Annotated in this window: 23 protein-coding genes and 1 pseudogene; 8 read left to right on the top strand and 16 right to left on the bottom strand. The window is 55.1% G+C overall.

The window, feature by feature from the left end; genetic code table 11:
* Nucleotides 1–183: 183 nt before the first annotated feature.
* Both CU041_RS04195 and CU041_RS04190 read right to left on the bottom strand, forming a co-directional pair.
* Nucleotides 184–2,094: pseudogene (locus CU041_RS04195) on the bottom strand (propionyl-CoA synthetase); the annotation flags it as partial.
* A 380-nt stretch (nucleotides 2,095–2,474) separates the two neighbouring features.
* On the bottom strand, nucleotides 2,475–2,639 hold the full coding sequence (locus CU041_RS04190) for a YdcH family protein (protein ID WP_082817874.1): 165 nt from the start codon (nucleotides 2,637–2,639) through the stop codon (nucleotides 2,475–2,477).
* 115 nt (nucleotides 2,640–2,754) lie between these two features.
* Between CU041_RS04190 and CU041_RS04185 the strand changes: the two genes are divergently transcribed.
* The gene (locus CU041_RS04185) at nucleotides 2,755–3,372 is read left to right on the top strand and encodes a UbiX family flavin prenyltransferase (protein ID WP_068519694.1); all 618 of its coding nucleotides are present in this window, start codon (nucleotides 2,755–2,757) and stop codon (nucleotides 3,370–3,372) included.
* Between the two features lie 15 nt (nucleotides 3,373–3,387).
* On the opposite strand, the gene CU041_RS04180 is transcribed toward CU041_RS04185, so the two are convergent.
* Both CU041_RS04180 and CU041_RS04175 read right to left on the bottom strand, forming a co-directional pair.
* Nucleotides 3,388–3,858, bottom strand: a complete 471-nt coding sequence (locus CU041_RS04180) for a TIGR02444 family protein (RefSeq protein ID WP_101245840.1) — start codon at nucleotides 3,856–3,858, stop codon at nucleotides 3,388–3,390.
* 38 nt (nucleotides 3,859–3,896) lie between these two features.
* Complete coding sequence (locus tag CU041_RS04175; RefSeq protein ID WP_101245839.1) at nucleotides 3,897–5,003, bottom strand: ATP-dependent 6-phosphofructokinase; 1,107 nt, start codon at nucleotides 5,001–5,003, stop codon at nucleotides 3,897–3,899.
* A gap of 154 nt (nucleotides 5,004–5,157) precedes the next feature.
* Here CU041_RS04175 and CU041_RS04170 point away from each other — a divergent pair, with 154 nt between their 5' ends.
* The gene (locus CU041_RS04170) at nucleotides 5,158–5,364 is read left to right on the top strand and encodes a YdcH family protein (protein ID WP_068519692.1); all 207 of its coding nucleotides are present in this window, start codon (nucleotides 5,158–5,160) and stop codon (nucleotides 5,362–5,364) included.
* Nucleotides 5,365–5,558: 194 nt separating this feature from the next.
* Here the strand turns inward: CU041_RS04170 and CU041_RS04165 are convergent, their stop codons facing one another.
* On the bottom strand, nucleotides 5,559–6,395 hold the full coding sequence (locus tag CU041_RS04165; protein ID WP_228196486.1) for a GGDEF domain-containing protein: 837 nt from the start codon (nucleotides 6,393–6,395) through the stop codon (nucleotides 5,559–5,561).
* Between the two features lie 262 nt (nucleotides 6,396–6,657).
* Between CU041_RS04165 and purE the strand changes: the two genes are divergently transcribed.
* The 3 genes from purE (at nucleotide 6,658) to CU041_RS04150 (ending at nucleotide 9,216) form a co-directional block, all read left to right on the top strand.
* Nucleotides 6,658–7,158 (top strand): 5-(carboxyamino)imidazole ribonucleotide mutase, encoded by a 501-nt coding sequence (gene purE, locus CU041_RS04160; RefSeq protein WP_068519690.1) that lies wholly within the window; start codon nucleotides 6,658–6,660, stop codon nucleotides 7,156–7,158.
* 114 nt (nucleotides 7,159–7,272) lie between these two features.
* The gene (locus CU041_RS04155) at nucleotides 7,273–8,361 is read left to right on the top strand and encodes a 5-(carboxyamino)imidazole ribonucleotide synthase (RefSeq protein ID WP_101245838.1); all 1,089 of its coding nucleotides are present in this window, start codon (nucleotides 7,273–7,275) and stop codon (nucleotides 8,359–8,361) included.
* Nucleotides 8,362–8,475: 114 nt separating this feature from the next.
* Complete coding sequence (locus tag CU041_RS04150) at nucleotides 8,476–9,216, top strand: thermonuclease family protein (RefSeq protein WP_233432997.1); 741 nt, start codon at nucleotides 8,476–8,478, stop codon at nucleotides 9,214–9,216.
* Between the two features lie 112 nt (nucleotides 9,217–9,328).
* Here CU041_RS04150 and CU041_RS04145 read toward each other — a convergent pair whose 3' ends face one another.
* From CU041_RS04145 to CU041_RS20900, 4 genes are all read right to left on the bottom strand, one after another.
* Complete coding sequence (locus CU041_RS04145; RefSeq protein ID WP_068519687.1) at nucleotides 9,329–10,024, bottom strand: COQ9 family protein; 696 nt, start codon at nucleotides 10,022–10,024, stop codon at nucleotides 9,329–9,331.
* Nucleotides 10,025–10,630 carry a peptide deformylase gene (def, locus tag CU041_RS04140; RefSeq protein ID WP_101245926.1) on the bottom strand — a complete coding sequence of 202 codons (606 nt, stop codon included), beginning with the start codon at nucleotides 10,628–10,630 and terminating at the stop codon, nucleotides 10,025–10,027. It abuts the gene before it with no gap.
* 145 nt (nucleotides 10,631–10,775) lie between these two features.
* Complete coding sequence (locus tag CU041_RS04135; RefSeq protein WP_068519685.1) at nucleotides 10,776–12,008, bottom strand: HlyD family secretion protein; 1,233 nt, start codon at nucleotides 12,006–12,008, stop codon at nucleotides 10,776–10,778.
* Complete coding sequence (locus CU041_RS20900; protein ID WP_233432996.1) at nucleotides 12,001–12,552, bottom strand: hypothetical protein; 552 nt, start codon at nucleotides 12,550–12,552, stop codon at nucleotides 12,001–12,003. Before CU041_RS20900 ends, CU041_RS04135 begins: the two co-directional genes overlap by 8 nt.
* A gap of 366 nt (nucleotides 12,553–12,918) precedes the next feature.
* On the opposite strand from CU041_RS20900, the gene rpsU reads away from it, so the two are divergent.
* Complete coding sequence (gene rpsU / locus CU041_RS04125; RefSeq protein ID WP_008891676.1) at nucleotides 12,919–13,122, top strand: 30S ribosomal protein S21; 204 nt, start codon at nucleotides 12,919–12,921, stop codon at nucleotides 13,120–13,122.
* 143 nt (nucleotides 13,123–13,265) lie between these two features.
* Here rpsU and CU041_RS04120 read toward each other — a convergent pair whose 3' ends face one another.
* The 6 genes from CU041_RS04120 to CU041_RS04095 all read right to left on the bottom strand — a co-directional run bounded on the left by CU041_RS04120 (nucleotide 13,266) and on the right by CU041_RS04095 (nucleotide 20,846).
* Complete coding sequence (locus tag CU041_RS04120) at nucleotides 13,266–13,853, bottom strand: hypothetical protein (protein WP_101245837.1); 588 nt, start codon at nucleotides 13,851–13,853, stop codon at nucleotides 13,266–13,268.
* 122 nt (nucleotides 13,854–13,975) lie between these two features.
* Nucleotides 13,976–15,373, bottom strand: a complete 1,398-nt coding sequence (locus tag CU041_RS04115) for an NAD(P)(+) transhydrogenase (Re/Si-specific) subunit beta (RefSeq protein ID WP_101245836.1) — start codon at nucleotides 15,371–15,373, stop codon at nucleotides 13,976–13,978.
* Between the two features lie 12 nt (nucleotides 15,374–15,385).
* Nucleotides 15,386–15,817 carry an NAD(P) transhydrogenase subunit alpha gene (locus CU041_RS04110; protein ID WP_068519680.1) on the bottom strand — a complete coding sequence of 144 codons (432 nt, stop codon included), beginning with the start codon at nucleotides 15,815–15,817 and terminating at the stop codon, nucleotides 15,386–15,388.
* The gene (locus CU041_RS04105; protein WP_068519679.1) at nucleotides 15,810–16,973 is read right to left on the bottom strand and encodes a Re/Si-specific NAD(P)(+) transhydrogenase subunit alpha; all 1,164 of its coding nucleotides are present in this window, start codon (nucleotides 16,971–16,973) and stop codon (nucleotides 15,810–15,812) included. Before CU041_RS04105 ends, CU041_RS04110 begins: the two co-directional genes overlap by 8 nt.
* 716 nt (nucleotides 16,974–17,689) lie before the next feature.
* The gene (locus tag CU041_RS04100) at nucleotides 17,690–19,069 is read right to left on the bottom strand and encodes an ABC1 kinase family protein (protein WP_101245835.1); all 1,380 of its coding nucleotides are present in this window, start codon (nucleotides 19,067–19,069) and stop codon (nucleotides 17,690–17,692) included.
* 1 nt (nucleotide 19,070) lies between these two features.
* On the bottom strand, nucleotides 19,071–20,846 hold the full coding sequence (locus CU041_RS04095) for a M3 family oligoendopeptidase (protein WP_101245834.1): 1,776 nt from the start codon (nucleotides 20,844–20,846) through the stop codon (nucleotides 19,071–19,073).
* A gap of 478 nt (nucleotides 20,847–21,324) precedes the next feature.
* On the opposite strand from CU041_RS04095, the gene CU041_RS04085 reads away from it, so the two are divergent.
* A complete protein-coding gene (locus CU041_RS04085; RefSeq protein WP_101245832.1) occupies nucleotides 21,325–23,145 on the top strand; it encodes an AMP-dependent synthetase/ligase in 1,821 nt (606 codons plus the stop codon).
* Nucleotides 23,146–23,153: 8 nt separating this feature from the next.
* Entirely contained in the window at nucleotides 23,154–23,579 is a 426-nt protein-coding gene (locus CU041_RS04080) for an ATP-binding protein (protein ID WP_101245831.1), read from the top strand.
* Between the two features lie 43 nt (nucleotides 23,580–23,622).
* Here the strand turns inward: CU041_RS04080 and CU041_RS04075 are convergent, their stop codons facing one another.
* A complete protein-coding gene (locus CU041_RS04075) occupies nucleotides 23,623–24,426 on the bottom strand; it encodes a DUF4197 domain-containing protein (RefSeq protein WP_101245830.1) in 804 nt (267 codons plus the stop codon).
* Nucleotides 24,427–24,429 lie beyond the last annotated feature (3 nt).

Here is a 24,429-nt window from a genome sequence, read left to right as displayed (position 1 = left end):
AACTGAACTGAACTGAACTGAACCGAACCGGACCGGACCGGACCGGACCGAACAGAGCCAACACCTCCGCCATTCCTACAACGCCCAAGAAAAAACGCCTGCCAATCGGGGATGGCAGGCGCAAGGTGTGCTCTGTGATGAAAGAGCCGGGAGTATCCGTGCTTACGGGATCTTTGGTTGGTGTTATTTCGCGTATCCGATTTCCTTGAGTGCCTCGGCGATTTCCGGAAGGATCGCCGGATCATCAATGGTGGCCGGCGTGTTATAGGTTTCCCCGTCGGCAATCGATCGCATGGTCTTGCGCAGGATTTTGCCCGATCGTGTTTTCGGAAGCCGGTCAACCACGGTTGCCTGCTTGAACGCCGCAACCGGTCCGATCTGATCGCGGACCATGGCGACCACTTCGGCCAGAATGGCATCATGGGGCCGCGTGACACCGGATTTCAGGACGATGAAACCAAGCGGCAATTGCCCCTTAAGATCGTCATGCACCCCAATGACCGCACATTCGGCAACGTCGGGATGACCGGAAAGAACTTCTTCCATTGCCCCGGTCGACAGCCGATGCCCGGCGACATTGATGATGTCATCGGTGCGCGACATGACATAGATATAGCCGTCTTCATCAATGAAACCGGCATCACCGGTGGCGTAATAGCCCGGGAATTCTTCAAGATAGGATGACTTGAACCGGTCGTCATTCTGCCAAAGCGTCGGCAAGGTGCCGGGCGGCAATGGCAGCTTGGCGGCCAATGCGCCGATCTGCCCGCGTTCAAGCGGTTTGCCCGCCTCGTCAAGAACCTGAACATCCCAGCCACAGGCCGCAACCGTCGGTGATCCGTACTTGATCGGCAACAGTTCAATACCGCGCGGATTGGCACAGATCGACCAGCCGGTTTCGGTTTGCCACCAGTGATCAATCACCGGCACGCCAAGGCTTTTTTCCGCCCATTGCAGGGTGTCGGGATCGGACCGTTCACCGGCCAGATACAGCGCCTTGAGACAGCCAAGATCGTAATTCGCCATATGGGCGGCTTTGGGGTCGTCACGCTTGATCGCACGAAATGCGGTTGGCGCGGTGAACAGGACCTTGACCCTGTGTTGGGAAATCACCCGCCAGAAGGCACCGGCATCGGGGGTGCCGACCGGCTTTCCTTCATACATCACGGTCGTACAGCCCGCCAGAAGCGGCGCATAGACAATATAGGAATGCCCGACCACCCAGCCGACATCGGACGCCGCCCAGTAAACATCACCGGCTTCGACGTCATAGATGTTTTTCATCGACCAGTGCAGGGCAACCATATGGCCACCATTGTCGCGGACAACGCCCTTGGGCTGACCGGTTGTCCCGGACGTATAAAGAATATAAAGCGGATCGGTCGCCGCCACCGGCACACAATCCGATGGCGCGGCCTTGGCACATTCCACGGTCCAGTCAAAATCCCGCCCGGGGATCAGCAAGGCGTCACATTGCGGGCGCTGATACAGAATGACCGATGACGGTTTATGGTCGGCAAGTTCGATCGCACGATCAAGAAGCGGTTTGTATTCAATGATGCGCGATCCTTCGATGCCGCAACTGGCCGTCAGGATCAGTTTCGGTTTGGCATCATTGATGCGCGTGGCAAGTTCGTTTGATGCAAACCCGCCAAACACCACCGAATGCACAGCCCCGATGCGCGCGCACGCCAACATTGCCATCGCGGCCTGCGGGATCATCGGCATGTAGATGATTACCCGGTCGCCCTTGGTCACACCGCGTGCATGCAGGGCCCCGGCAAGGCGGGCCACATCGTCGCGCAGATGGCGATAGGTGATTTTTTCGACCGTGTTGGTGACCGGGCTGTCATAGATCAGGGCCGTTTGGTCCCCGCGCCCGTTTTCGATATGCCGGTCAAGCGCGTTATAGCAGGTATTGACCTCGCCACCCGTGAACCATCGGTAAAACGGCACATTGCTGTCATCAAGAACGCGGTCCCATTTGCGGTACCATGTGATGTTTTCGGCAGCTTCTGCCCAGAAACCTTCCTTGTCAGCAAGGGAGCGATCATAGGTTTCCTGATAACGACCAGTCATTGGCGAAAATTCCTCCCGCGATGATGGATCTTGTGCCCATACGGACCGCGTTTTTGTGGCGAGCGATTAAATCGGCATCATAATACCTATTTAATGCGCACTTACCCCTTAGACATTGGTAGAGCGTCGGTATTCCGCCATTTTTTGCGGATTAAAATCACTAAAATCCATTGCGCCGTGATCGACTTGGGCCGCACGGGCGTATCGGATCAGGTGTCATCAGTGAAGCGGGAATGTCGCCGGGCGCCTTAAAGCGCAGACATAAAGTTGCCGCCTCACGCGTGGGCGACAATCGGAGGCGGCAAAAGCAAGAGTTAGGAAATCTGTGAGGTCGTCAAACCGTCTGCATGGTTTATCGCATGTTTTTCATCACGCGTTTGGCCATGCTCAAACGGCTAATGGTTTATTCGGTTTATCTCGTCCTTGATTTCAAGCTTGCGACGTTTAATGTCTGCGACAAGGGAATCATCGGGCGCCGGTCGGCGCGTCTCGAGGTGGAGTTCCTGCTCAAGTGCAGCATGTTTGGCAGTAAGAGCTTCGATATGGCTTTGAACGCTCATTCGCCTACTCCTTATATCTGACATTGCCCACAAGAAGATGGTATTAATTTCGTAACATGATTTCCAGTGTTTCAATCACAATCGTGAACCAGAACACAGTCCAGCAAGGATCGGCATGACGCAAAAAGATCGACTTATCATCGGCATAACCGGCGCATCGGGTGTGATTTACGGCATACGTTTTTTAGAATTGCTCAAAAACACACCAATCGAGACTCATCTGGTTCTTTCGAAGGCAGCCGAACGCACCATCGCCTATGAGACCGATTTTAAAATCCGCGATATCAAGGAGATGGCAAACGTCATCCATGACAATGCCGACATTGGAGCATCCATTGCGTCGGGATCGTTCCGGGCACGCGGGATGGTGGTTGCCCCCTGCTCGATGAAGTCCCTGGCCGAGGTCGCAAGCGGAGTCGCCGACAATTTGATCGCGCGCGCAGCTGACGTGATGCTCAAGGAACGCCGCCGTCTGGTGCTGATGGTGCGCGAAACCCCGCTGCATGCCGGGCACATCCGCAACATGGCGCAGGCCACTGAAAACGGTGCGATCATTGCCCCGCCGGTTCCGGCCTTTTATGCCCGACCGCAATCGCTTGATGAAATGGTCACGCAAAGTTGCGGGCGGGTACTTGATCTGTTTGATATCGATTTGCCCGACACCGCACGCTGGGGCGATGAGGATGCCGCCAATCACATCCCGGTCACCGGCAAGCCGAAAAACCGGGCCTGAACGTTCATCGCGGCCTTAGGCCGCGACCAACCCCATCAGCGAGATCAGGCGATTTAGCGCCTGATCACATTCGCCCTGTTCCAGATCGAACCGGGTGGGCGACAGATATGCCCGTGCCCCGGCAAACGGGTCATCCGACGGGATCGGCGTTACCGCGTCACACAGGATATGCTGTTCAATCCGTTCTGCCTGCAATTCGTCTGATTTGACCTTTTGGCGCAGTTCCTGGGCGGTTGCGCGCGGGTCATCACGCAAAAAGCGTCTGGTTTGGCGCAACGGAACGATCACGTTGTCGCGCCAGTCCCGCACGGCTTCTTCCAGGGCGCTGACGCTGTGCGGTGCCAATCCTTTCTGACCAAGAAAGAACATGAACAGCAGCATGTTCACATCCAGACCACAGCGTTCCTGCAATTCCAGACACAGCTTTGCCACACCGTCGCGACCATACATCCCGACCGTAAAGGTCCAGACTTCATCCTGATCCATTGTTACCTGCTCGTATCGTTTTTTGTTTTGTCTGATCGTCACACGGTTTTTGCCGTGCGCGCGACCTTTGGCGGATGCCCGAGATAAGCACCAAGCCCCTTTGCCGTCGAGACCATCGTGCCCGCCGTATCAACCAGACGCGGACCGACAATAACATCGGCCATCGCCACATCGACAACCTTGCGCTTTGACCAGGCGACAACCCGGTCAAACTTCTGTTCGGCAATCAGATCGACCGCATGAACCCCAAAGGCCGATGCAATCACCCGGTCACGCGGCGATGGCGTTCCGCCGCGCTGAACATGCCCGAGAACAGTAACCCGGGTGTCCCAGCCCGTACGCGCACCAAGTTCATCGGCCAGCCAGTGCCCGATCCCGCCATAGCGGACCTTTTGGCCGTCATCGCCCTGGGTCACGGCCGCCCCGTCATCGCGTTTGACCGCCTCGGCGACAATCACCAGCGCATGGTTGCGCCCGCGTTTACGGATATTGAGACAATGTTCGGTCAACGCATCAAGATCGTAATCCATTTCCGGGATCAGAATGGCATCTGCCCCACCTGCAACCCCGGCAAACAACGCAATATGCCCGGCATCGCGCCCCATGACCTCAAGGATCATGATGCGATCGTGGGATGCGGCAGTCGGTTGCAGGCGGTCCAGCGCCTCGACCGCGACATTGACCGCGGTGGTAAAGCCGACCGAATATTCGGTCTGGGCCAGATCGTTATCGATGGTTTTGGGAATACCGACCAGATTGATGCCCCCCATCTGGGCCAGCCGATGCAGGATCGCCATGCTGCCATCCCCGCCAACCCCGATCAGCGCATCAAGTCCAAGCTTGTGATAGCCATCAATCACTTCCTGCGAGCGGTCGGCAAAACTGCCATCGGGCATCGGATAATGAAACGGATCGCCTTTGTTGATCGTGCCAAGAATGGTCCCGCCAAGACGCAACATGCCGTCATTATTGACCTGATCATTAAGATCAATCGCCTGGGGTGGGTCCTGCATAAGGCCGTGTGTACCCTGACGGATACCGACCACATCCCAGCCATAGCCAAGAACCGCGCGGCGCACGACCGCCAGAATAACAGCATTCAGCCCGGCACAATCGCCACCACTGGTCAAAATCCCGATCCGCATGTGTTTCCTTCCCAAGGTCGCCATCATTATTTTAAAGTCCGGATCCTGATTTCAGGGTCCCGCCCGCAAAGGGTGATACAAATCATATGGGTTGCCCACCTCAATTCTGGTATTATCAGAATCCCTTCGCGTTGATTATTAAGCTGGATCAAAAATGGACGAAATCAATCAGATCGAGATTGAAAAGAAACTTCTTTCATTGCGCGAGGAACACCGCGATCTTGATATCGCCATCGAACAGATGGTTCAGGCCCCGCACCATGACCAATTGCGTCTGGGCCGCATGAAAAAGCGCAAACTCGCGTTAAAAGATGAAATTCGCTATGTCGAGTCGCAACTCGTGCCCGATATTATTGCCTGACCGGGCCGGAAATTGCGCCCGCGTGGAACGCCGATTTTGCCCATACGCGAAAGCGCCCCGACACCCTTTAAAAATTTGATCCGAACCGCACCCCGACCATCAATTGACGATGCGGGGTTTGTGTTTTTGAAGACCACACAAAAAAACATGCAAGGCAAGCCTTGCATCGGGCATTCAATGCATATGTGAAGCAATCAGATGCCGTACGGGATACGGTCAAGCTGGGCGAGGCGCATTTCCTTTTGCGCGCGCAAGGCGGCATCCGCAGAATTCAGAACCGACTGGGCCGTATCGCCATTGGTCGCCTGATACAGGCCAAAGACCGGCACGACATAGATGAATTTGTCGTTATGCGAATAGGGGTTCTGTTCAAGCCAGCGCGTTATCGCATCGGCACGCTGCAACACATCGTCACGATCGACATTATACATCAAGGCAACAAAGTCATTACATCCCAGATAGCCCAGATGATGCGGTGCCATCACGAAATCGGCCATGATTCTGCGGACATAGTTGAACAGGCCGTGTTTGCAGCCCTGTCCATAACGCTGAAGAATATCGTCAATGTTAAACAGTTCGCAGATCAGAACCGTCCTGTTGGTGCGGTCCGTACCGATCAGGGAAACCTCGTTTTCAAGAATCTGCATAAAGGTCGGATAGCTGAGCGCCCCGGTAAACGGATCACGGCCTTCGGTGCGGGCCAGACGTGCCTGCCGCTTTTTCAGCTCATTGACATTTTCCGTCAGACTGTTGATGCGTACCATCAACCGGCCGATGGCCTGTTCAACGGCCGGGGTTACCTGACTGTCGGGAATACCAAGGACATTGGCCATATCAGGCGTGTGAAAGGGAACGTCATCCACCGTGTCGGGATGCGTTTCCGTATCGATATCAACCTGATGTTCGCGGCTGGGCGCACGTCGACTTCCGGCATCCCTGCCATAGGCAAGTACACCATACGGATTGGATGGGTATCTGCCATCCCCGCCCCCCATGGAGGGTGTCAACGAACCGGGCCTTGTGACTTTCATGTCTGACCTTCCCGTGCTACCTGCACAGTTATATGAGTGATTGGTAAATAATAAATCAAAAGTACAATCATTTCATATTAATTTTCAATCGACAGTAAGAATAGTATCGCTACCCTTCCGGGTAGCGCGGAATAATTGAAGATCGGACAGGAAAATATAAAGGATTCTGCGGGTCTGGCATGTTGCAAGCAGGCTTGCATGATGGCCCGTGCTGCATATAATGCGGCCCTTCACGAAACCGCCCGAATACGGAGCCGCCAACATGAGCGATCAAACACCGGTCATCGGCATTATCATGGGAAGCCAGTCCGACTGGGAAACCATGAAAAACGCAGCAGATGTCCTCGATGCGCTGAACGTCCCTTACGAAAAGAAAATCGTTTCGGCCCATCGCACCCCTGATCGCCTGTATGACTATGCCAAAACGGCAAAGTCGCGCGGCCTTAAGGTCATTATCGCCGGTGCGGGCGGGGCGGCCCATCTTCCGGGCATGGCAGCGGCCATGACGCCGCTTCCGGTGCTGGGTGTGCCGGTTCAAAGCCGCACGCTTAAGGGCCTTGATAGCCTGCTTTCCATCGTGCAGATGCCGGGCGGCGTTCCGGTTGGCACCCTTGCCATCGGATCGGCGGGTGCAAAGAATGCCGGTCTGATGGCAGCCGAAATCATGGCGCTGATGGATGACGGACTTGCCGCACGCCTTGATGACTGGCGCGCAGCCCAGACCGCATCGGTCGCCGACGAACCGGTTGATCCGGCACCATGACCCAAGACAGGCGCGCCCAAACGGGCGCGTTTTTGTTTTGCCCGTCACAGATTTGAAATTGGCCTGACGACAGGCAATGTTTTCCTACCGGGAAAATTTTTGATCGAGGATTAAATGACGCAGGATTTCGACACGCGCATCATCGCACCGGGAAGCACGATTGGCATCATGGGCAACGGGCAGCTTGGCCGTATGGCCGCCTTCTGTGCGGCTGAACTGGGCTATAAGGTCCATGTGTTTGGGCCGGGAGCCGACAGCCCGACCGAACAGGTTTGCGCCAAGGCAACCGTTGCCGATTACACCGATCTGGATGCGCTGCGCGCCTTTGCCGAGGATGTCGATGTCGTCACGTTTGAATTTGAAAACGTCCCGCATGACAGCGTAAAGCTTTTGTCGGAACTGGTGCCGGTACGCCCGGGCTGGAAATGCCTGCATATTTCGCAAAACCGCCTGCGTGAAAAGACCTTCTGCAACGAACACGGTATTGGCACCGCCCCATTCGAAGCCGTCCGTTCGCTTGCCGATCTTGAAGCAGCGGTCGCCAAACTTGGCCGCCCGTCGGTTCTCAAGACCACCGAACTTGGCTATGACGGCAAGGGACAGGTCAAAATCAACGCCGATACCGATCTGGCCGAAGCCTGGGACGAGATGAAGGGGGCCGAGGCCATCCTTGAAGGTTTCATTTCCTTTGAGCGTGAAATCTCGGTCATTGTCGCACGCGGCGTTCAGGGTGATACCGCCTGCTTCTGCCCGGTCGAAAACGTGCATACCAACCACATTCTTGATGTGACCGTCGCCCCGGCTGAAATTGCCGACAGCCTGTCAAAAAAGGCCGAAGACATCGCAATCAAGCTGGTCAGTGCGATGGAGTTCGTCGGCCTTCTGGCGGTTGAAATGTTTGTCACGACCGATGGTGACATCCTGGTCAATGAAGTGGCCCCGCGCCCGCACAATTCCGGTCACTGGACCATTGATGCCTGCATCACCAGCCAGTTCGAACAGTTCATCCGCGCTGTTTGCGGCCTGCCGCTGGGCGATCCGGCCCACCATTCCAAAGCCCGCATGAAGAACCTTCTGGGCGATGACATCAATGACTGGCAGGCAATTTTGACCGAGCCGAATGCAAAACTGCACCTTTACGGCAAGGCCGAAGCAAAGCCGGGACGCAAAATGGGTCACGTGACCTGGGTTCTTCCCAAATAAAGTGCCCCGACCGTAAGGTCACACAATATTCAAAGCCCCGGACAGCCTATGCATCCGGGGCTTTTTGCTATGTATTTCATTACGTTACGCATCAATATCACCGGTTGGCATTTTATGCCCAGCAGATTGGCATCGGGTTTGCTGTTGATCAGGCAGGAAACTCTTTACGGACTGAACGTGATGAAGAAACTTCTGATCATTGTTGCGATGCTTGCCGGGCTTGGCGCCATTGAAATCCGCCTGAATGGCGCATATGCCGCACCGGGTGCGGCCGGATTTCCCGAAGTTGTCGAAGGCGACAAGCTTCGTTTTGGCAATCTGATTGTTGAACTGTTTGGCATTCGCGCCCCGAAACCGGGCATGATTTGCCGTGCGGGATCGGTTGAATTCCAGTGCGGTGCCGCCGCATCCCAGGCACTTGATCGCATCATCGACAACTATGCCATCAAATGTCAGCAGGTCTCGGATGTGCAGCTGTTCCCGATGCTGACCGAATGCACCATCGGGCGTAATGACCTTAACCGGCTGATCCTGCGTGCCGGGTGGGCAATGGTCGATATGGTCAGCTGCGACAGCCATCCGAGCTGTGCGACCTATTTGCGCGATCAGGAATTTGCCAAGGAAAACCGCAAAGGCATCTGGATGGGAACGCCGCCGTCCGAACTGGTTGCGCTGGTAGCCAAACCGACCCTTGAAGAAATCCAGTCCGCCGATGACAAGGCAAAGCGCAAAACCAATGGCGACAGCCCGCGCCATCTTTTCGGATCAGCCTTCACCGTCGACCTGGCCGAGGACATGAAACGGGCAAACGCCCCGGACAGAACGCTTCTGAGTTTTCTTGAAAATACCTTTTAGGTCCGCCTTCCGGACCATCGACCCAAAGAGTTCCCCGACCCAAAACAAAACGCCATCGCATTGCTGCCGGTGGCGTTTCTGATTTTGTCTTTATGCTTGGCAGTCGGTCGGCTCAGCCCCCGAACTGACGGCGCAGCCGCCCCGGGGTCGGCATGCAATTGGCGACCTTTGCACCAAGCTTGAACGGGGCTGTGGCAAATTTTCCGACCTTGCCCAGCTTGGCGGTGATTTTCGGGATTTGCAGAACATTACCAATCCGGCGATCAAGGAACGCCCAGCTGTCGGCATGGTCATCGGATGTATCATCCAGCCAGTAAGCCAGCGTCGATCCATACACCCCGGCCAGCAACATGCGCTTGGTGTACCAGTTATGATCGGTCGATGTATCACCGGCGGCAACCCACATCGCATCAACCGTGCCATGGGTCAGTTTAAGCCCAAGGGCAGCATTTTGCGGAAGGGTCATGAAGGCCAGCGCACCGCGCACGGCGTCTTTCTGATTTTCCACCAGATCAAGCCGGGTTTTGACCGCCGTGGCAATCCGGTCGCGGATTTTCATGTTTTCCAGCCCCTTCTCATCAAGGGCGGCGATCATTTTGCGATCGGTCATTTCGACATAGGTCACAATGGCCTGACGGATACCATTGGGCAGCAACCGGTCCACTTCACCCGGCGCAAGATCAAGATCCTCTGCCCCGGCCAGCAGCGCCTGTCTGGTCCAGCCGTCAAAGGGGATATGTTCAAGGGCGGCCTCGACCAGTGCTTCGCGCTGGGCTTGCAGGCGGCTCATGCTTTCGGACACGGTCATTTATGCCTCCTCGTCAGGTGATCTGGCGTCTTGCGCATCGTCATCACTTCGCGATGCACAAGCCTGCCTGAATGTAGTCTCGGGCGGGTATTCGCGCAATTCTTCGTTAAACCCAAGAAGCGTCATGTCTTCCATACGTTCGGGATACATGACTCCGATCAAATGATCATATTCATGCTGAACAACCCGGGCATGGAACCCACCGGCAATGCGTTCGATTTCTTCGCCCTGTTCATTTAACCCGCGATAACGGATTTTGTTCCAGCGCGGTACCACCCCCTGAAGCCCCGGGATCGACAGGCACCCTTCCCAGCCATCAACGATTTCATCGCCAACCGGTTCAATTTCCGGGTTGATCAGAACCGAAAGCGGAATGGCCGCATCGTCGGGATCGTCGCTTTGGCGCATCGCGGGCACGTAATAGACCATGATCGCCTTTGACTGAAACACCTGTGGTGCCGCAAGGCCAACGCCACCGGCATCCTTCATGGTGTCCTTCATATCAGCAATCAGGCGCTGAATTTCGGGATCAAGCGGGTCTTCGACCCGGTCGGCGACCTTGCGCAGAACCGGGTGGCCCATCCGGGCAATTTTCAGGATCGACATAGCACTATATCCATCCAAAACCGCCCGGCTGTAAAGCCCCGGCGTGCAAAACATCCCGACGATACCGGCCCTTGCAAGCAACACCTGCGATGCCAGCGACACTCATCCTTGCAATCCCCCGGCGCGTCCCGGGAATACCCCATCCCTAGTGCCCGGTCAGAACCAGCGTCTGGATCGGCAATAGCAGGGCCTGAACCCGCAACAATAGCGCATGAACCACACCGACGGTTTGCACCATATGCAGGAACAGCCATTCGCCGGTTCCGATATCAGGATTTTCAAGCTGGTCATGGGTGTTGGTATAGGCATTGCCGGCACATTTGCTGCCAAGCGGCACATCGGCAATCGATTCCGGATAAAGCGGCACCATCTTGACCAGGAACGTACCGGGCTTGGCCCGTTCGGTGATATCAAGCAACTGGTCGCTTGGTCGGAACTGACCGGCGGCGATCACCGGCTGCACGTCAATCACCACCATCGGGATGATTTCAAATGGCAGGGACGCACAGGTGACTTCGGTAATCACACCGGTTTTGACCACTTGTGTCGATATCTGGTTAAAACCGGCAAGGAATATGGTTTCCCCGTCCCGTTCCGGGATCAGGATACCGGCCGGACGCAAGATCGGACTGACAAAATCCCCGACCTGAAGGGCGAATTGCTGGATATTGCCCTTTACCCCGGCGCGGACAACGGTTTTGGACAAATCAGCCTCAGCCGATCGCAAGGCTGCCTGCGCATTGGCAAGCTGGGCGGGCAGAAGACTGTCGAGCTTGGTCTTGATGACATTCAGGCTGGCCTCCGCGGCATTAAGTCCGCCCTGGCGTGTGGTCAGTGATACTTCCAGCCGTTCGACTTCGCGCCTTGAAACCGCATTGGTGCCGCGCGACAGCAGGTCAGATTTGACCTTCAATTCGTCGCGCACCTGATTATAGGCCCCGCGCGCCTGTTCGACATTGCCTTCGGCCACGGCAATATCGGCACGCGCCACATCCATCTGGGCACGGATTTCGGCAATACGCTGTTCGGCCATGGCAACGGCTTCGCGTTCAACCCGGTTATCAAGGCGGAATAACGGGTCCCCGGCATCCACATCGTCATCATTATCGACATAAACCTCGACCACGCGCCCGCCCTTTTCCGGCAGAATTGTGATGGTCCGGAAAAAGGACGACACATTGGTTGTCGACGGATGGAAATAGAAAATCAACGTCACCAGACTAAGCGTCAGGATCGCACAGGCCGTAATGCCATAGCGAAGCTCATACCAGACGGAAAACAGGGTTAATTCCTTGCCGATCCGTTTGCCCTGGACATACCGGCGCACCAGAAAATCGGGCAGGATGGTGAACATCGAACACAGAAGAAGCTCAAACATCTTTCGGATTCTCCTGACGCGCGTCCCCGGATGACCGATTAGGGTTGGCTGCCCCGTCCGCCGGTTTCACATCGGTTGTCCCATGTGCCGTTGCTGGTGACGGGTTTGGCGCCGGGGTTCCCGATGGGCTTGACGACGGGCTTGGCGACGGGCTTGGCGACGGGCTTTGGGTCGCATCACCGGGGCTTATGGTCGCCCCCTTGGCCTGCGCCATTGCCATAAGCGCATTGGCAATCGCCTGAATCGGGGAAATGAAATCGGGGAACCGGATCACCGCCAGAACCAGTGCCGCCACCCAGAACACGTTATTATGGGTAAATAACGCCAAAAGCGTCAGAACACCGATCAGCTGAATTTGGGTGTGATTGGCGTGATGGGCCAACCGTTCGGGCAAGGCATGGATATTCAGATAAAACGCCCCGATCAAAAACACCGCCAGAATCACAAACCAGACAACACCGACAAACAGGGCATCGGTATCGCCCGGCGCTGTAACAAAGAACGGCGCATGGGCAATTGCCGCTTCGCGCAGACTGTTTTCCATCTGTGGACCCTACCCGTTTTTGAACCAACCTTGTCTTGTGCGTTTTGATATCCGGGGCTGATCACCCTTGGTGGCCCGCGATATATTGAATTTTGTCAACGCATTATAGCAACTTTTGATTTTATTTTTACTATATAATTCACCCAAAGCATCCCATCACAAAACCGACATCGGAAATTCACCTCCCATGCCTTGGCGTTTTGCGGTGCAGGCATGTATAAACGTCAAAGGCGAATATCCCCTTCCCTCTTTTCTTTTTGGCCGGTTTGCACTATATACAGGCCACGGTCAGCTTGACCGTAAATCCAACCGGGGAGCATTCCGCACTCCGGGTGTTTTTGTTTTTTTGAAAGGAGCGTGGTTTCCGTGCAGGTAATCGTTCGCGACAACAATGTCGATCAGGCTCTGAAAGCGCTTAAGAAAAAGATGCAGCGCGAGGGCATTTTCCGTGAGATGAAACTCCGTCGCCACTTTGAAAAGCCGTCGGAGAAGAAAGCTCGCGAAGGGGCGGAAGCAATCCGTCGTGCCCGCAAGCTGGAGCGTAAGCGCATCGAGCGCGAAGGCTTCTAGTCTTTTTCACTTTCGGGGTATCTCGAACGTGACTGTACGATCGAATTTGGCTTGCCAAGTTCGGACCCGTGCGCCAAGCCCGCCTCGGAGAAATCCGGGCGGGTTTGGTTTTTCTTGCCTATTGAAACGCGACTGATTTCACATCAGTTTCCCGACACCCAGGCCCGGATATCATCAAGCATCGTTGGCTCATACCCAATCGGATCGGGCATCGGTTCGGACCGGATGATAATCCCCGACTGGGTGCGATAAACACGATACACCGTATCTTCCTTGATATCGGTGTAGGTCGAACTGCCATATTCGGCATCGACCAGAAAATTCCATTCTGCCAGATAATTGATCAGATCAAGCGCATCGCCCGCCCCAAGCTCATAGGCCCGAAACGGTGCGGTATTTTGCCGCACCACATCGCGATAGCGGCCCTCGAACCGCACAAGCTGATAACGCGCATCCATGCCAATGATATTGGCCCAGGGCTTCAGCTTGATGAATTCCGCATCAATCCGCCACTGATCGCCAAGGATCTCATAAGTCCCGCTGACACCGGGATCATCGGACACCAGATGCGCAGTAAACACATCATCGGAAACCGGTTCGAAATAAAGGGTCGCAATCGGGTCTTCATCGGTCAGACGCACATAGGTCAGAATATTCAACCCCATCGACGCGACCAGCGCAATCGACAGAATAACCACCATAAAAAGCGAGACCCTGACTATTCGAAACATATGACCTTCCGATCCATGATGTTCAAATCCTCCGACAGCTTGGGGTTATAAGCAACCACTCCGACGAAAAAAAGGCGGCCCCATCGGAGCCGCCTTCTTCATTTTCAAACCGAATGGTTTGATCAGTTATCAAGATGCATGAAGATTTCTTCGCACATCTTTTTGGCGTCACCAAACAGCATCATGGTGTTGTCCTTGAAGAACAGTTCGTTCTGGATGCCAGCGTAACCGGCTGACATGCCGCGTTTGACGAACAGGACCGTTTTGGCCTTTTCGACTTCAAGGATCGGCATGCCAAAGATCGGGCTGGCCGGATCGGTTTTGGCGGCCGGGTTGGTGATGTCGTTGGCCCCGATGACAAAGGCAACGTCGGCGGATCCGAAATCACGGTTGATTTCTTCCATTTCCAGAACGTCGTCATAGGGAACGCTGGCCTCGGCCAGAAGCACGTTCATGTGACCGGGCATTCGACCTGCGACCGGATGGATGGCGTAGCGGACATTGACACCCTCGGCCTTGAGGATATCGGCCATTTCACGCAGGGCGTGCTGTGCCTGTGCGACTGCCATGCCATAGCCCGGAACGATGATCACGTTCGATGCATTCTTCATGATGAAGGCCGCATCATCGGCCGAGCCGGATTTGACCGCACGATCGCCATCACCGCCACCAGCAGCGGCAGCTTCACCTTCGGCACCAAAGCCACCAAAGATGACGTTGAAGATCGAACGGTTCATGCCCTTGCACATGATGTAGGACAGGATCGCCCCCGACGCACCGACCAGCGCACCGGTAATGATCAGCGCATTGTTTTGCAGGGTAAAGCCGATGCCACATGCTGCCCAGCCGGAATAGGAGTTCAGCATGGAAACAACGACCGGCATGTCCGCCCCGCCAATCGGAATGATCAGCGTGATGCCCAGAACAAGCGCCAGCGCCACCAGGATCCAGAAGGCCGTGTGGCTTTCGGTTGCAACAAGGATGATGGCAAAGACAACAATGCCAATCCCGATGCACAGGTTCAGCATATGCTGCCCCGGGAAGCGTACCGGCGTCCCCGAAACAATGCCCTGCAACTTGCCGAATGCAACCAGCGATCCGGTAAAGGTAATCGCACCGATGGCAACGCCAAGCCCCATTTCAATCAGGCTGGCCGCACCGATATTGCCCGCCGTTCCGATGCCATAGGCACCGGGCGAATACAGGGCCGCACCGGCAACAAACACCGCTGCCAGACCGACAAGCGAATGGAAGGCCGCGACAAGCTGTGGCAAGGCGGTCATCTGGATTTTAAGGGCGATCACCGTACCGATCGCACCGCCAATCAGGATGCCGACAATGATGGTGGTATAAGACAGCACCGCCGGGGATGCCAGCGTGGTAAAGATGGCAATTGCCATACCCACCATGCCAAGAATGTTCCCGGTCCGGGCCGATTCAGGTGACGAAAGTCCGCGCAACGACAGGATGAAGCAGACCGAGGCCACCAGATACAGGAAAGCCGAAAGGTTTTCCGACATTGTGTGTTCCCCCTACTTCTTTTTCTTGAACATATGCAGCATGCGCTGGGCGACGATAAAGCCGCCAAAGATGTTGACCGATGCCAACACCACCGCGATGAAGCCCATCATCTTGGAGAAGTTCATCTCCACCGGGCCTGCTGCAAGAAGTGCACCGACAATAATCACCGACGAAATGGCGTTGGTAACCGCCATCAGGGGTGAATGAAGGGCCGGGGTGACTTTCCATACCACGTAATAGCCGACAAAACAGGCCAGTACGAACACGGTCAGACCAAGAACCGTCGGGCTGACGCCCGTTCCCTGGACTGCGACCGTGGCGGTGTTTGCTGCGTCGGTTGCGCCACTTGCCAGACTGTCGGCAAGCTTTGCAGCCTTTTCTGCCAGACCAAGGGCGGCATCACGCAGTTCATTTGCATTCTGGGCTACGGATTGATCAGCCATTTGCGACCTCCTCCCCGCCGAATTTCGGATGGACGACCTTTCCGTCGTGGGTGAGCCTGGTTTCGGCGATGATCTGGTCTTCGCCGTCAAACACCAGTGCGCCCTTGTCCTTGTCGACAGAAAGGGTAATGAAGTTCAAAAGGTTCTTGGCATACATCGCGGTTGCATCGGTCGCGACCGAGCTTGTGATATTTGCCGGACCGATCAGCTTGACGCCATTGTCGGTCAGAACCGTTTCGCCAAGCTTCACACCGGCAACGTTGCCACCGCGTTCCGCAGCCAGATCAATGATCACCGAGCCCGGCTTCATGCCTGCAACCATGTCGGCTGTGACAATTTCCGGGGCCGGACGGCCGGGAATAAGCGCGGTCGTAATGACGATGTCGGTCTTGGCCAGAACTTCCTTGAGCTTCTCGGCCTGCTTTTTCTTATAGTCGTCCGACATTTCCTTGGCATAGCCGCCAGAGGTTTCTGCATCCGATGCATTGTCGTCTTCGACTTCGATAAAGGTACCGCCAAGCGACTGGACCTGTTCCTTGACCGCCGGGCGCACGTCAAATGCCGACACAACGGCACCAAGGCGCTTGGCCGTTGCAATGGCCTGAAGGCCGGCAACACCGGCCCCGACCACAACAACACGGGCGGGCGGCAAGGTGCCGGCAGCCGTCATCATCATCGGATAGATCCGGCCGAACTCATGGGCGGCGTCAAGAACCGCGCGATATCCGGCAAGGTTGGATTGCGACGACAGAACATCCATCGACTGGGCGCGCGAAATACGCGGCATCAGTTCCATGGAATAGCCATCAACCCCGGCCTTGGCCATCGCATCGATCAGGTCTTTGCGGTCATAGGGCTCAAGCAGGGCAACAACAGCAGCCCCCTTTTTATAAGCCGTCAATTCGTTGGTTTTGCCATCAATGACAGGTGGGCGAACCTTGAAGATGACATCGGCATCCTTCACGGTCGTTTTCATTGTCTTGGCAATGGTTGCACCGGCATCGACAAAGCGATCATCCGGTATGGCGGCGTCAATTCCGGCACCAGCCTCAATTGCGACGTCGAACCCCAGAGCCTTCAGCTTCTTGACGGTCTCTGGTGTGACGGCAACGCGCTTCTCTCCGGGCCATATTTCCTTTGGAACGGCCAGTTTCATCGCGTTAGACCTCCTTCCCTAATGTAATGGTAAGCACGGTAATTCTTGTTGTTATTGCGAAGTAACCGGTTTCAGAATGTCATCACGCATTCTGTTTTGATCCGGCTACCGGCACCCTTGCCCGGAAAGAAAAAAGGCGGTTCTTCCAGCTAACGCAGAAGAAACCGCCCACTTTCCCACCACGCATTCCGAGGCATAAAGCCTTGGTGACATGTCAGGTCCCACCCGCCATTGGTGCTCAGGACAAACAATCAATGACGCCCCGCCATGTCTGCGTTGAAAGCAAGATGCGATTTCCCACCAACAACCACAATATCAAAAACCTATAAAAAATCAGTTTAACTGAATTTCGATTAACAACCGCGAAATTGCGTTATGTGCGGATTTTCGCACATTTTATTTCCGTAACGGAACAGGTCTTGATCCGCACCATCACACAATAGAACGTTGATTTACAGCAGTTTCCCCTATTTTCACCCCACGCAGAAAGTGAACATTATCTTACAAACAAACGCGCAAGTCTGCATCAAATGCCTGACTGGCATTGATCTGGGAACGCTTGAATTATGAAAAAGTTCGCAAAAAAACTTATCGTTCGCGTGAGAAACGGAAGTGTTTTTTGTCTCGGATGCGATCAAACATCGATCTGTTTGGCGAAAACCAGCCCCGATTCCGCCGCCTCGAACCACGAATCGTCGCGACTTATAAGCGGGTTATCAATCTTCCGGGCGTTCCAGCCCGATCAGATCAAGGGCCTTTTTCTGACGGGATTCGAGTTCAGAGACATCAAAATCGCCCACCAGATCATGGAACAGGCGATACCAGTTCACATGCGCATCAAGGCGCAGGAACACAGCCCCCAGCCCGACAGCGGCGCGATCGACCAGCACGAATTCACGTGGCGGCTTGACCCCGCCGACACGGCGCAGTTCCTGATGGACCTTGGCGGCGACTTCCGCGCCATAGGCAACCGAATTGGTTTCGCCCATTTTGCGTTCGCGGTCATCAAGGATCGGGCCATAAACAAAGCTGGCCCAGATATTAAGCACATCAATCAGTTCGCGTGACGGCGCCTCAAAGCCCCAGCTTTCATAGGCGGAAACGGCCTTTTCCTCGTCCTCGTCACGAAGGGCTTCATAAAGCGTGATCACTGCCTTGACGAAATCGGGCTTGAAGATTCGGATACAGCCAAAATCCAGAAGATTGACCGACAGGTCATCGCGCAATGTGTAATTACCCAGATGCGGGTCACCATGAATGACGCCATAACGGTAAAACGGCACATACCAGGCCCGGAACATGTTAAGCGCCACCTGATTGCGCGCATCCTGATCGGGATTGCTATCAAGGAATTTCTGGAACTTCTGTCCGTTTTGCCAGGTCATGGTCAAAAGCCGCCCGGTGGTCAGCCCGTCTACCGGTTCGGGAACATGCACGGTATTTTCACCGGCCAGCATGTGACCATAAAGGCGCATATGTTTGGCTTCGCGGGCGTAATCAAGTTCTTCGCGCAGGCGTGCAGTCAGTTCGTTCTGGATATTTTCAGCATCGATCGCACTGTCATAGCGCTTATAGATCGCAAAGGCGGCGCGAAGCTGCTTAAGGTCGGCCTCAACCGTTGCCGACATATCGGGATATTGCAGCTTGCAGGCCACGTCGCGCCCGTCGGGCAGGGTTGCCTTATGCACCTGTCCAAGCGATGCAGCGGCCACCGCATCGTGGCTGAATTCAGTGAAATTTGATTGCCATCCCGCCCCCAGTTCACTGCGCATCCGGCGTTTGACAAACAGCCAGCCCATGCTGGGCGCATCGGCCTGAAGCTGTGCCAGGGCCTGGGTATATTCCTTGGGCAGGGCATCGGGGATGGTTGAAAGGATCTGGGCCACTTTCATAAGCGGGCCTTTCAACCCGCCCAGGGCCGAGGTCAGTTCGGCAGCATATTTGGCGTGATCAATTTCGCCGCCGAACACCTTTCCGGTGGCAAGGCGTGCGGCCAGTTTCCCGGCCGACGCCCCCACCCTTGCATAACGACGAACCCGCCCGCCAAACCTGTTTTCTTCGGAAGGTGGGGTAAAATCATCGTCGTCTGCATTCATGTCAGGAAAGCTCCTCCAGCTCGTCGATCATGCGTTTGATCATGTTCAGACCCCGTTGCCAGAAGGCCGGGTCGGATGCATCAAGACCGAACGGTGCCAGAAGTTCCTTGTGATGTTTGGTGCCCCCAGCTTTCAGCATATCAAGATATTTCTGCTGGAAGCCGTCTTCGGCGTGTTCGTAAACATCATAAAGCGAGTTCACAAGGCAATCACCAAAGGCATAGGCATACACATAGAACGGCGAATGGATGAAGTGCGGAATGTAGGACCAGTAATATTTGTACTCGTCCTCATACCGGATGGCATCGCCCAGACTTTCATGTTGTACGGCAAGCCAGATCTCGCAGATCTCATCAACGGTCAATTCACCTTCGCGGCGCTTGTCATGGACGCGTTTTTCGAACTCGAAGAACGCGATCTGACGCACGACGGTGTTGAGCATATCCTCAACCTTGCCGGCCAGCATGATGCGTTTCATCTTCGGATCGGTTTCCGAGCGCAGCATCGACTGGAAAGTCAGCATTTCGCCAAATACCGATGCGGTTTCCGCAAGGGTCAGCGGCGTATCAGACAGAAAGTAGCCATGTTCACCGGCCAGAACCTGGTGCACACCATGGCCCAGTTCATGGGCAAGGGTCATCACATCACGCGTTTTGCCGTGATAGTTCAGCAGCAAATAGGGATGGGCTGACGGTACGGTCGGATGGGCAAAGGCACCCGATGATTTACCGGCACGCGGCGGCACATCGATCCATGGATTATCAAAGAATTTCTGCCCAACGGCGGCCAGTTCCGGTGAAAATTCACCATAAGCCTTAAGCACGGTCGACCGTGCGGTTTCCCAATCGATCTGACGATCATCGTCATCAGGAAGCGGCGCGTTACGGTCCCAGTAATCAAGCTGATCGACACCGAACCATTTTGCCTTCAGGCGATAATAACGGTGCGACAGATCGGCATGGCTGTTTTTAACGGCGGTGTTAAGCGCATCAACCACTTCGTCTTCGACCTGGTTGGACAGGTTGCGCGACGATACCGGGGTGGCAAATTTGCGCAGGCGATCATCAATCTCCTTGTCCTTGGCAAGGGTGTTGGTGATATGCGCCAGAAGCTTGATATTCTTGCCCAGAACATCGCCAATTGCCTTGGCGGCCTTTTTGCGATCTTCCACCTTGGTCGAGGACAGCATGTTTGATGCGTCCGACATGGTCAGCTCATTGCCATCAATCGGGAAGCGCAGATCGGCCATGGTCTGATCAAACAGGCGCACCCAGGCGCTTGATCCGGCGACACGGCGTTCATGAAGAACCTGTTCGACTTCGTCAGACAGCTGGTGCGGGCGGAAGGCCCGGTTTTCATTCAGCCACGGGCGATACCGGCGCAGCTCCGCACTTTCGGCATATTTCGCATCAAGCGCGTCATCTTCGATCCGGTTCAGCTCAAGCCCGAAGAACAGCGACAGGCTTGAAATCGCCGTCATTTCTTCCTGAACCGACTGATAGAACTGACCAATTGCGGGATCGGCACTGTCACCGGCATAAAGCAGCTGTGCAAAGGAGCCGATTTTACCGCAAATCTCGCTGATGGCTTCATATTCGGCAATCGCGCCTGCCAGTTCGTCGCCCGACAGATCGTTCAATTTGCCCTGATAGCTTTTTTGGAACGCCTGACTGCGATTTTTTGCATCATCAAGATCGCGCCGGATAGCGGGGTCTTTTGGATCGTTATAGAGATCCGTCAGATCCCAGGTCGGCAAATTCTTGTTGATCGCGTTCATTTGTCCTCCAGACTAATCTCTTGCTTTCGCCCCGTTCTGCGCCGTCATGATCCGCATGCCGCGCAGTCACATCCCGATACCGATATATAGCTGCTTGATGCCATATCACCAGCCCTGAATGCGGATCGATTTCCGGGCGATCCAACCGATCATATCGTTACCGTCGATCCGAACAACAGCAAACCGTCATGAAGATGGCCCGACAATGTGTTCAGATCACGTCATCGCCGGCACGATTGCGTGAAAAATTTCCCGAAAATTCAATGTTCTTTGTGAAAAGCATTCCGGCAGACGCAAATTTCGTCATTTTCAGGCTGCCAAACGATGCAATCCCTGATAACAAAATTGTCTTGGAACGTTCATTTAAATTGGTCCAGCTTGCATCTTGCGCGATCTGAACGATTTGAAGAGAACAACCAGTACAGGGCAACCCAAAGATTGCCGACCACGGGAAAAGATAACAAGGCAAGGAAATGTCATGACGAGCTTGCAGGATTATGCCGACTGGCAAAACTTGCCCTCGATGTTTTTCGCACAGGCCAAGAAATATGGTGACGCACCGTTTCTTTGGACCAAAAACAGCGAAACCAATGAATTTGTCCCCACCACCTGGCTTGAGGCGGCCGATCAGGTCCGCGCCCTTGCCCGTGCGCTTTATGATATCGGCGTGCGTCCCGGGGACCGGGTTTTGCTGGTGTCGGAAAACCGCACGGAATGGGGGATTGCCGATCTTGCCATCATGTGCGTGGGTGCAATGACAGTCCCGGCCTATACCACCAATACCGAACGCGATCATTTGCACGCGATCGAAGACAGTGGTGCGGCCATTGCCATCATATCGACCAAGAAACTCGCCCAGCCCTTCCTGCATGCCGCCCTTGATAGCGGGCGCTGCCGTCACGCCATCATGATGGAAGAATGGGGACAGAGCTTTGTTGGCGATATCACCATTTCACGGTGGGATGACCTGATTGCCAAGGGGCGCGGTCTTGCGCATGATATCGACAGCTGGGTCAACGGGATCAAACGCGATGATCTGGCTTGCCTGATCTATACGTCGGGTACCGGCGGTTCGCCCAAGGGTGTGATGCTTGCGCACGGGGCAATCCTGTCGAACTGCATGGGGGCATTCGACATCATTGATACCCTTGGCATCGAAGATGAAATCTTCCTGTCATTCCTGCCGCTGTCGCATTCCTACGAACATACAGCCGGGCTTTATTTCCCGATGAGTATCGGCGCGCAGATCTATTATGCCGAAAGCCTTGATAAGCTTGCGGCCAATCTTGCCGAAGTCCGCCCGACCATCATGACCGCGGTGCCGCGTCTTTATGAAATGCTTTATCAGCGCATGAGCCGCATGGTCGAAAAAGAAGGCGGCATCAAACAGAAGCTGTTTGAACTGACACTCCGTCTTGGGCGCAAGAATTACGAAAAGCAGCGCCTGACATTTGTGGAAAAGCTTCAGAACCTTGCATGTGAATTGCTGTTGCGGCGCAAGTTGCGCCAACGTTTCGGTGGCCGCATCAAGGCCATGGTATCGGGCGGCGGGCCGCTGAACTATGAACTGGGTGTTCTGTTTGTATCGTGCGGTATCCGCATTTTGCAGGGATATGGCCAGACCGAATTCGCCCCGGTTGTTTCATGTAACCGTGCCGAAAACAACAAACTGCGCACCGTTGGTCCGCCCATGGTCGGCGCAGAGGTACAGATTGCCCCGGATGGCGAAATCCTTCTCCGCGGCGAAAGCATGATGAAAGGCTACTGGAACCTGCCCGATGTGACGGCAGCAACCATTGTTGATGGCTGGCTTCATACCGGCGATATCGGCATGTTTGACGAAGAAGGCAGCCTGATCATCACCGATCGCAAGAAGGACATCATCGTCAATTCCGGCGGGGACAATATTTCACCCCAGCGGATCGAAGGCCTGATGACGCTTGAGACCGAAATCTCGCAGGCCATGGTCTATGGCGATGCCCTGCCCTATCTGGTGGCGGTTGTCTGGCCGGAAGAAGACTTCATGCGCGAATTCGCCCGCGACAATTCGATTGAAAACAATATCGATGTGCTGGCGAAAAACGAAGATTTCCGCAAAGCCATCCGTGATGCCATTGATCGCGTCAACAAACGCCTGTCGACGATTGAAAAGGTCCGCAGCTTCATGTTCGCCGAAGCCCCGTTCAGCATCGATAACGAAATGCTGACGCCGTCGATGAAAATCCGTCGCCATAAAATCCGCGAAGCCTATGGCAAACAGCTTGATGGCCTTTATCAGCGCAAGCGCAAAGGCCAGTAACTGTCGAAATGCCTGGCGTCAAAGACGGAAAGCTTCAAACACTAACCCTGATCCGGGGTCTTCCCGGATCAGGGAAATCAACATTGGCCGTGCATCTGGCATCGGCAACCGGCGCGCTACATCTGGAAGCCGACATGTTCATGGTCGACCGTCAGGGCTTCTATGAATTTGACATCCGCCGGCTTCGGCACACCCACGCCAAATGCGAAGCCAAATGTCACGAGGCCCTGACAGATGGCAGGAATGTCATCGTCTCAAACACCTTTACCCGGTTCTGGGAAATGAAGGCCTATATCGACATGGCCGAACAGCTTGATATCAAACTTCTGATCGTCGAATGCCACGGCAAATTCGGCAGCATCCATCAGGTTCCCGACGAAACCCTTGCCGACATGCGTGATCGCTGGGAAGACCTTCCCGAACAATACCGCTGATCAAAACCGGTTGTTTGCATCCACGGCCCCGGCTCCAATGCCCCTATTGCGCGGCCGAGAAAACCTTTTTGAGGATATCTGTCGTCCAGCGGGTCGGATCGGAACGAATGTCTGCTTCCTGAAGCGCGATGTAATGGAACAGACCGTCCATCGCCTTTTCCGTCGCATGGTTGGTCAGTGACGCCTTGAGATCGGGGACGAACGGCAATGTGTCATATTGCCCGACCATCTGATCATAAAGCGACAGGGCACCGGTATCGGCCAGCGCATCGGTAATAACCGGGCGCAAGCGCCCTTCGATGTCCGAACCGGCAACACGGCGCAGATAGATGGTTGCAGCGTCATCCGGTCCTTCAAGGATGCCCTTGGCATCGGCAACAGTCATCTGTTTGACCGCATTGACCAGGATATCCCCCGCATCGCTCATGGTTTGTTCGGCCGCCCGGTTCATGCGCAGCTCGATCTCGTCGGCATAACTGCCAAGCCCGGCGGCACTCAAAAGTTTCTGGGCGGATTTGACACTTTCGGGAAGCGGGATATGGGCCACCGGGTCGGCATTGAAGCCATCGGTCGCGCCAAGCTGACTGGTAACAAGATCAACCCCCATATCAAGCGCCTGTTTAAGGCCCTGCTCCACCGTATCCGATGACAGGGCCGAAACCGCCGCACTCGTGGCATCTGACGAATTGCCTGATCCCGATGAATTCAAGGCATCGCCAAGCGTTTGCTTGGCCTTGTCAAAAAAGGATTGCGCCACAGATGGCTGGGACATCCCGGTTGAAAGAACAAGCGCACCAAGTGCGATCGCGCCAAGGCGCTGCATGGATGAAAACGGTTTTGACTGCATGTG

Origin of the sequence: Thalassospira povalilytica (assembly GCF_002844235.1) — a bacterium.
Lineage (GTDB): Bacteria > Pseudomonadota > Alphaproteobacteria > Rhodospirillales > Thalassospiraceae > Thalassospira > Thalassospira povalilytica.
This window is presented reverse-complemented; position numbering and strand designations above follow the sequence as displayed.

What these genes read in the sequence shown, in the direction of transcription:
- CU041_RS04165 (WP_228196486.1), bottom strand. Translation starts at nt 6,395, where the DNA reads ATGAAAGTCACAAGGCCCGGTTCGTTGACACCCTCCATGGGGGGCGGG.
- CU041_RS20900 (WP_233432996.1), bottom strand. Translation starts at nt 12,552, where the DNA reads ATGGAAAACAGTCTGCGCGAAGCGGCAATTGCCCATGCGCCGTTCTTT.
- CU041_RS04150 (WP_233432997.1), top strand. Translation starts at nt 8,476, where the DNA reads ATGCCCAGCAGATTGGCATCGGGTTTGCTGTTGATCAGGCAGGAAACT.
- CU041_RS04095 (WP_101245834.1), bottom strand. Translation starts at nt 20,846, where the DNA reads ATGAACGCGATCAACAAGAATTTGCCGACCTGGGATCTGACGGATCTC.
- CU041_RS04100 (WP_101245835.1), bottom strand. Translation starts at nt 19,069, where the DNA reads ATGAATGCAGACGACGATGATTTTACCCCACCTTCCGAAGAAAACAGG.
- CU041_RS04085 (WP_101245832.1), top strand. Translation starts at nt 21,325, where the DNA reads ATGACGAGCTTGCAGGATTATGCCGACTGGCAAAACTTGCCCTCGATG.
- CU041_RS04190 (WP_082817874.1), bottom strand. Translation starts at nt 2,639, where the DNA reads ATGAGCGTTCAAAGCCATATCGAAGCTCTTACTGCCAAACATGCTGCA.
- CU041_RS04170 (WP_068519692.1), top strand. Translation starts at nt 5,158, where the DNA reads ATGGACGAAATCAATCAGATCGAGATTGAAAAGAAACTTCTTTCATTG.
- CU041_RS04175 (WP_101245839.1), bottom strand. Translation starts at nt 5,003, where the DNA reads ATGCGGATCGGGATTTTGACCAGTGGTGGCGATTGTGCCGGGCTGAAT.
- CU041_RS04180 (WP_101245840.1), bottom strand. Translation starts at nt 3,858, where the DNA reads ATGGATCAGGATGAAGTCTGGACCTTTACGGTCGGGATGTATGGTCGC.
- CU041_RS04115 (WP_101245836.1), bottom strand. Translation starts at nt 15,373, where the DNA reads ATGTCGGAAAACCTTTCGGCTTTCCTGTATCTGGTGGCCTCGGTCTGC.
- CU041_RS04135 (WP_068519685.1), bottom strand. Translation starts at nt 12,008, where the DNA reads ATGTTTGAGCTTCTTCTGTGTTCGATGTTCACCATCCTGCCCGATTTT.
- CU041_RS04120 (WP_101245837.1), bottom strand. Translation starts at nt 13,853, where the DNA reads ATGTTTCGAATAGTCAGGGTCTCGCTTTTTATGGTGGTTATTCTGTCG.
- CU041_RS04075 (WP_101245830.1), bottom strand. Translation starts at nt 24,426, where the DNA reads ATGCAGTCAAAACCGTTTTCATCCATGCAGCGCCTTGGCGCGATCGCA.
- CU041_RS04155 (WP_101245838.1), top strand. Translation starts at nt 7,273, where the DNA reads ATGACGCAGGATTTCGACACGCGCATCATCGCACCGGGAAGCACGATT.
- def (WP_101245926.1), bottom strand. Translation starts at nt 10,630, where the DNA reads ATGTCGATCCTGAAAATTGCCCGGATGGGCCACCCGGTTCTGCGCAAG.
- CU041_RS04110 (WP_068519680.1), bottom strand. Translation starts at nt 15,817, where the DNA reads ATGGCTGATCAATCCGTAGCCCAGAATGCAAATGAACTGCGTGATGCC.
- purE (WP_068519690.1), top strand. Translation starts at nt 6,658, where the DNA reads ATGAGCGATCAAACACCGGTCATCGGCATTATCATGGGAAGCCAGTCC.
- CU041_RS04105 (WP_068519679.1), bottom strand. Translation starts at nt 16,973, where the DNA reads ATGAAACTGGCCGTTCCAAAGGAAATATGGCCCGGAGAGAAGCGCGTT.
- CU041_RS04185 (WP_068519694.1), top strand. Translation starts at nt 2,755, where the DNA reads ATGACGCAAAAAGATCGACTTATCATCGGCATAACCGGCGCATCGGGT.
- CU041_RS04145 (WP_068519687.1), bottom strand. Translation starts at nt 10,024, where the DNA reads ATGACCGTGTCCGAAAGCATGAGCCGCCTGCAAGCCCAGCGCGAAGCA.
- CU041_RS04080 (WP_101245831.1), top strand. Translation starts at nt 23,154, where the DNA reads ATGCCTGGCGTCAAAGACGGAAAGCTTCAAACACTAACCCTGATCCGG.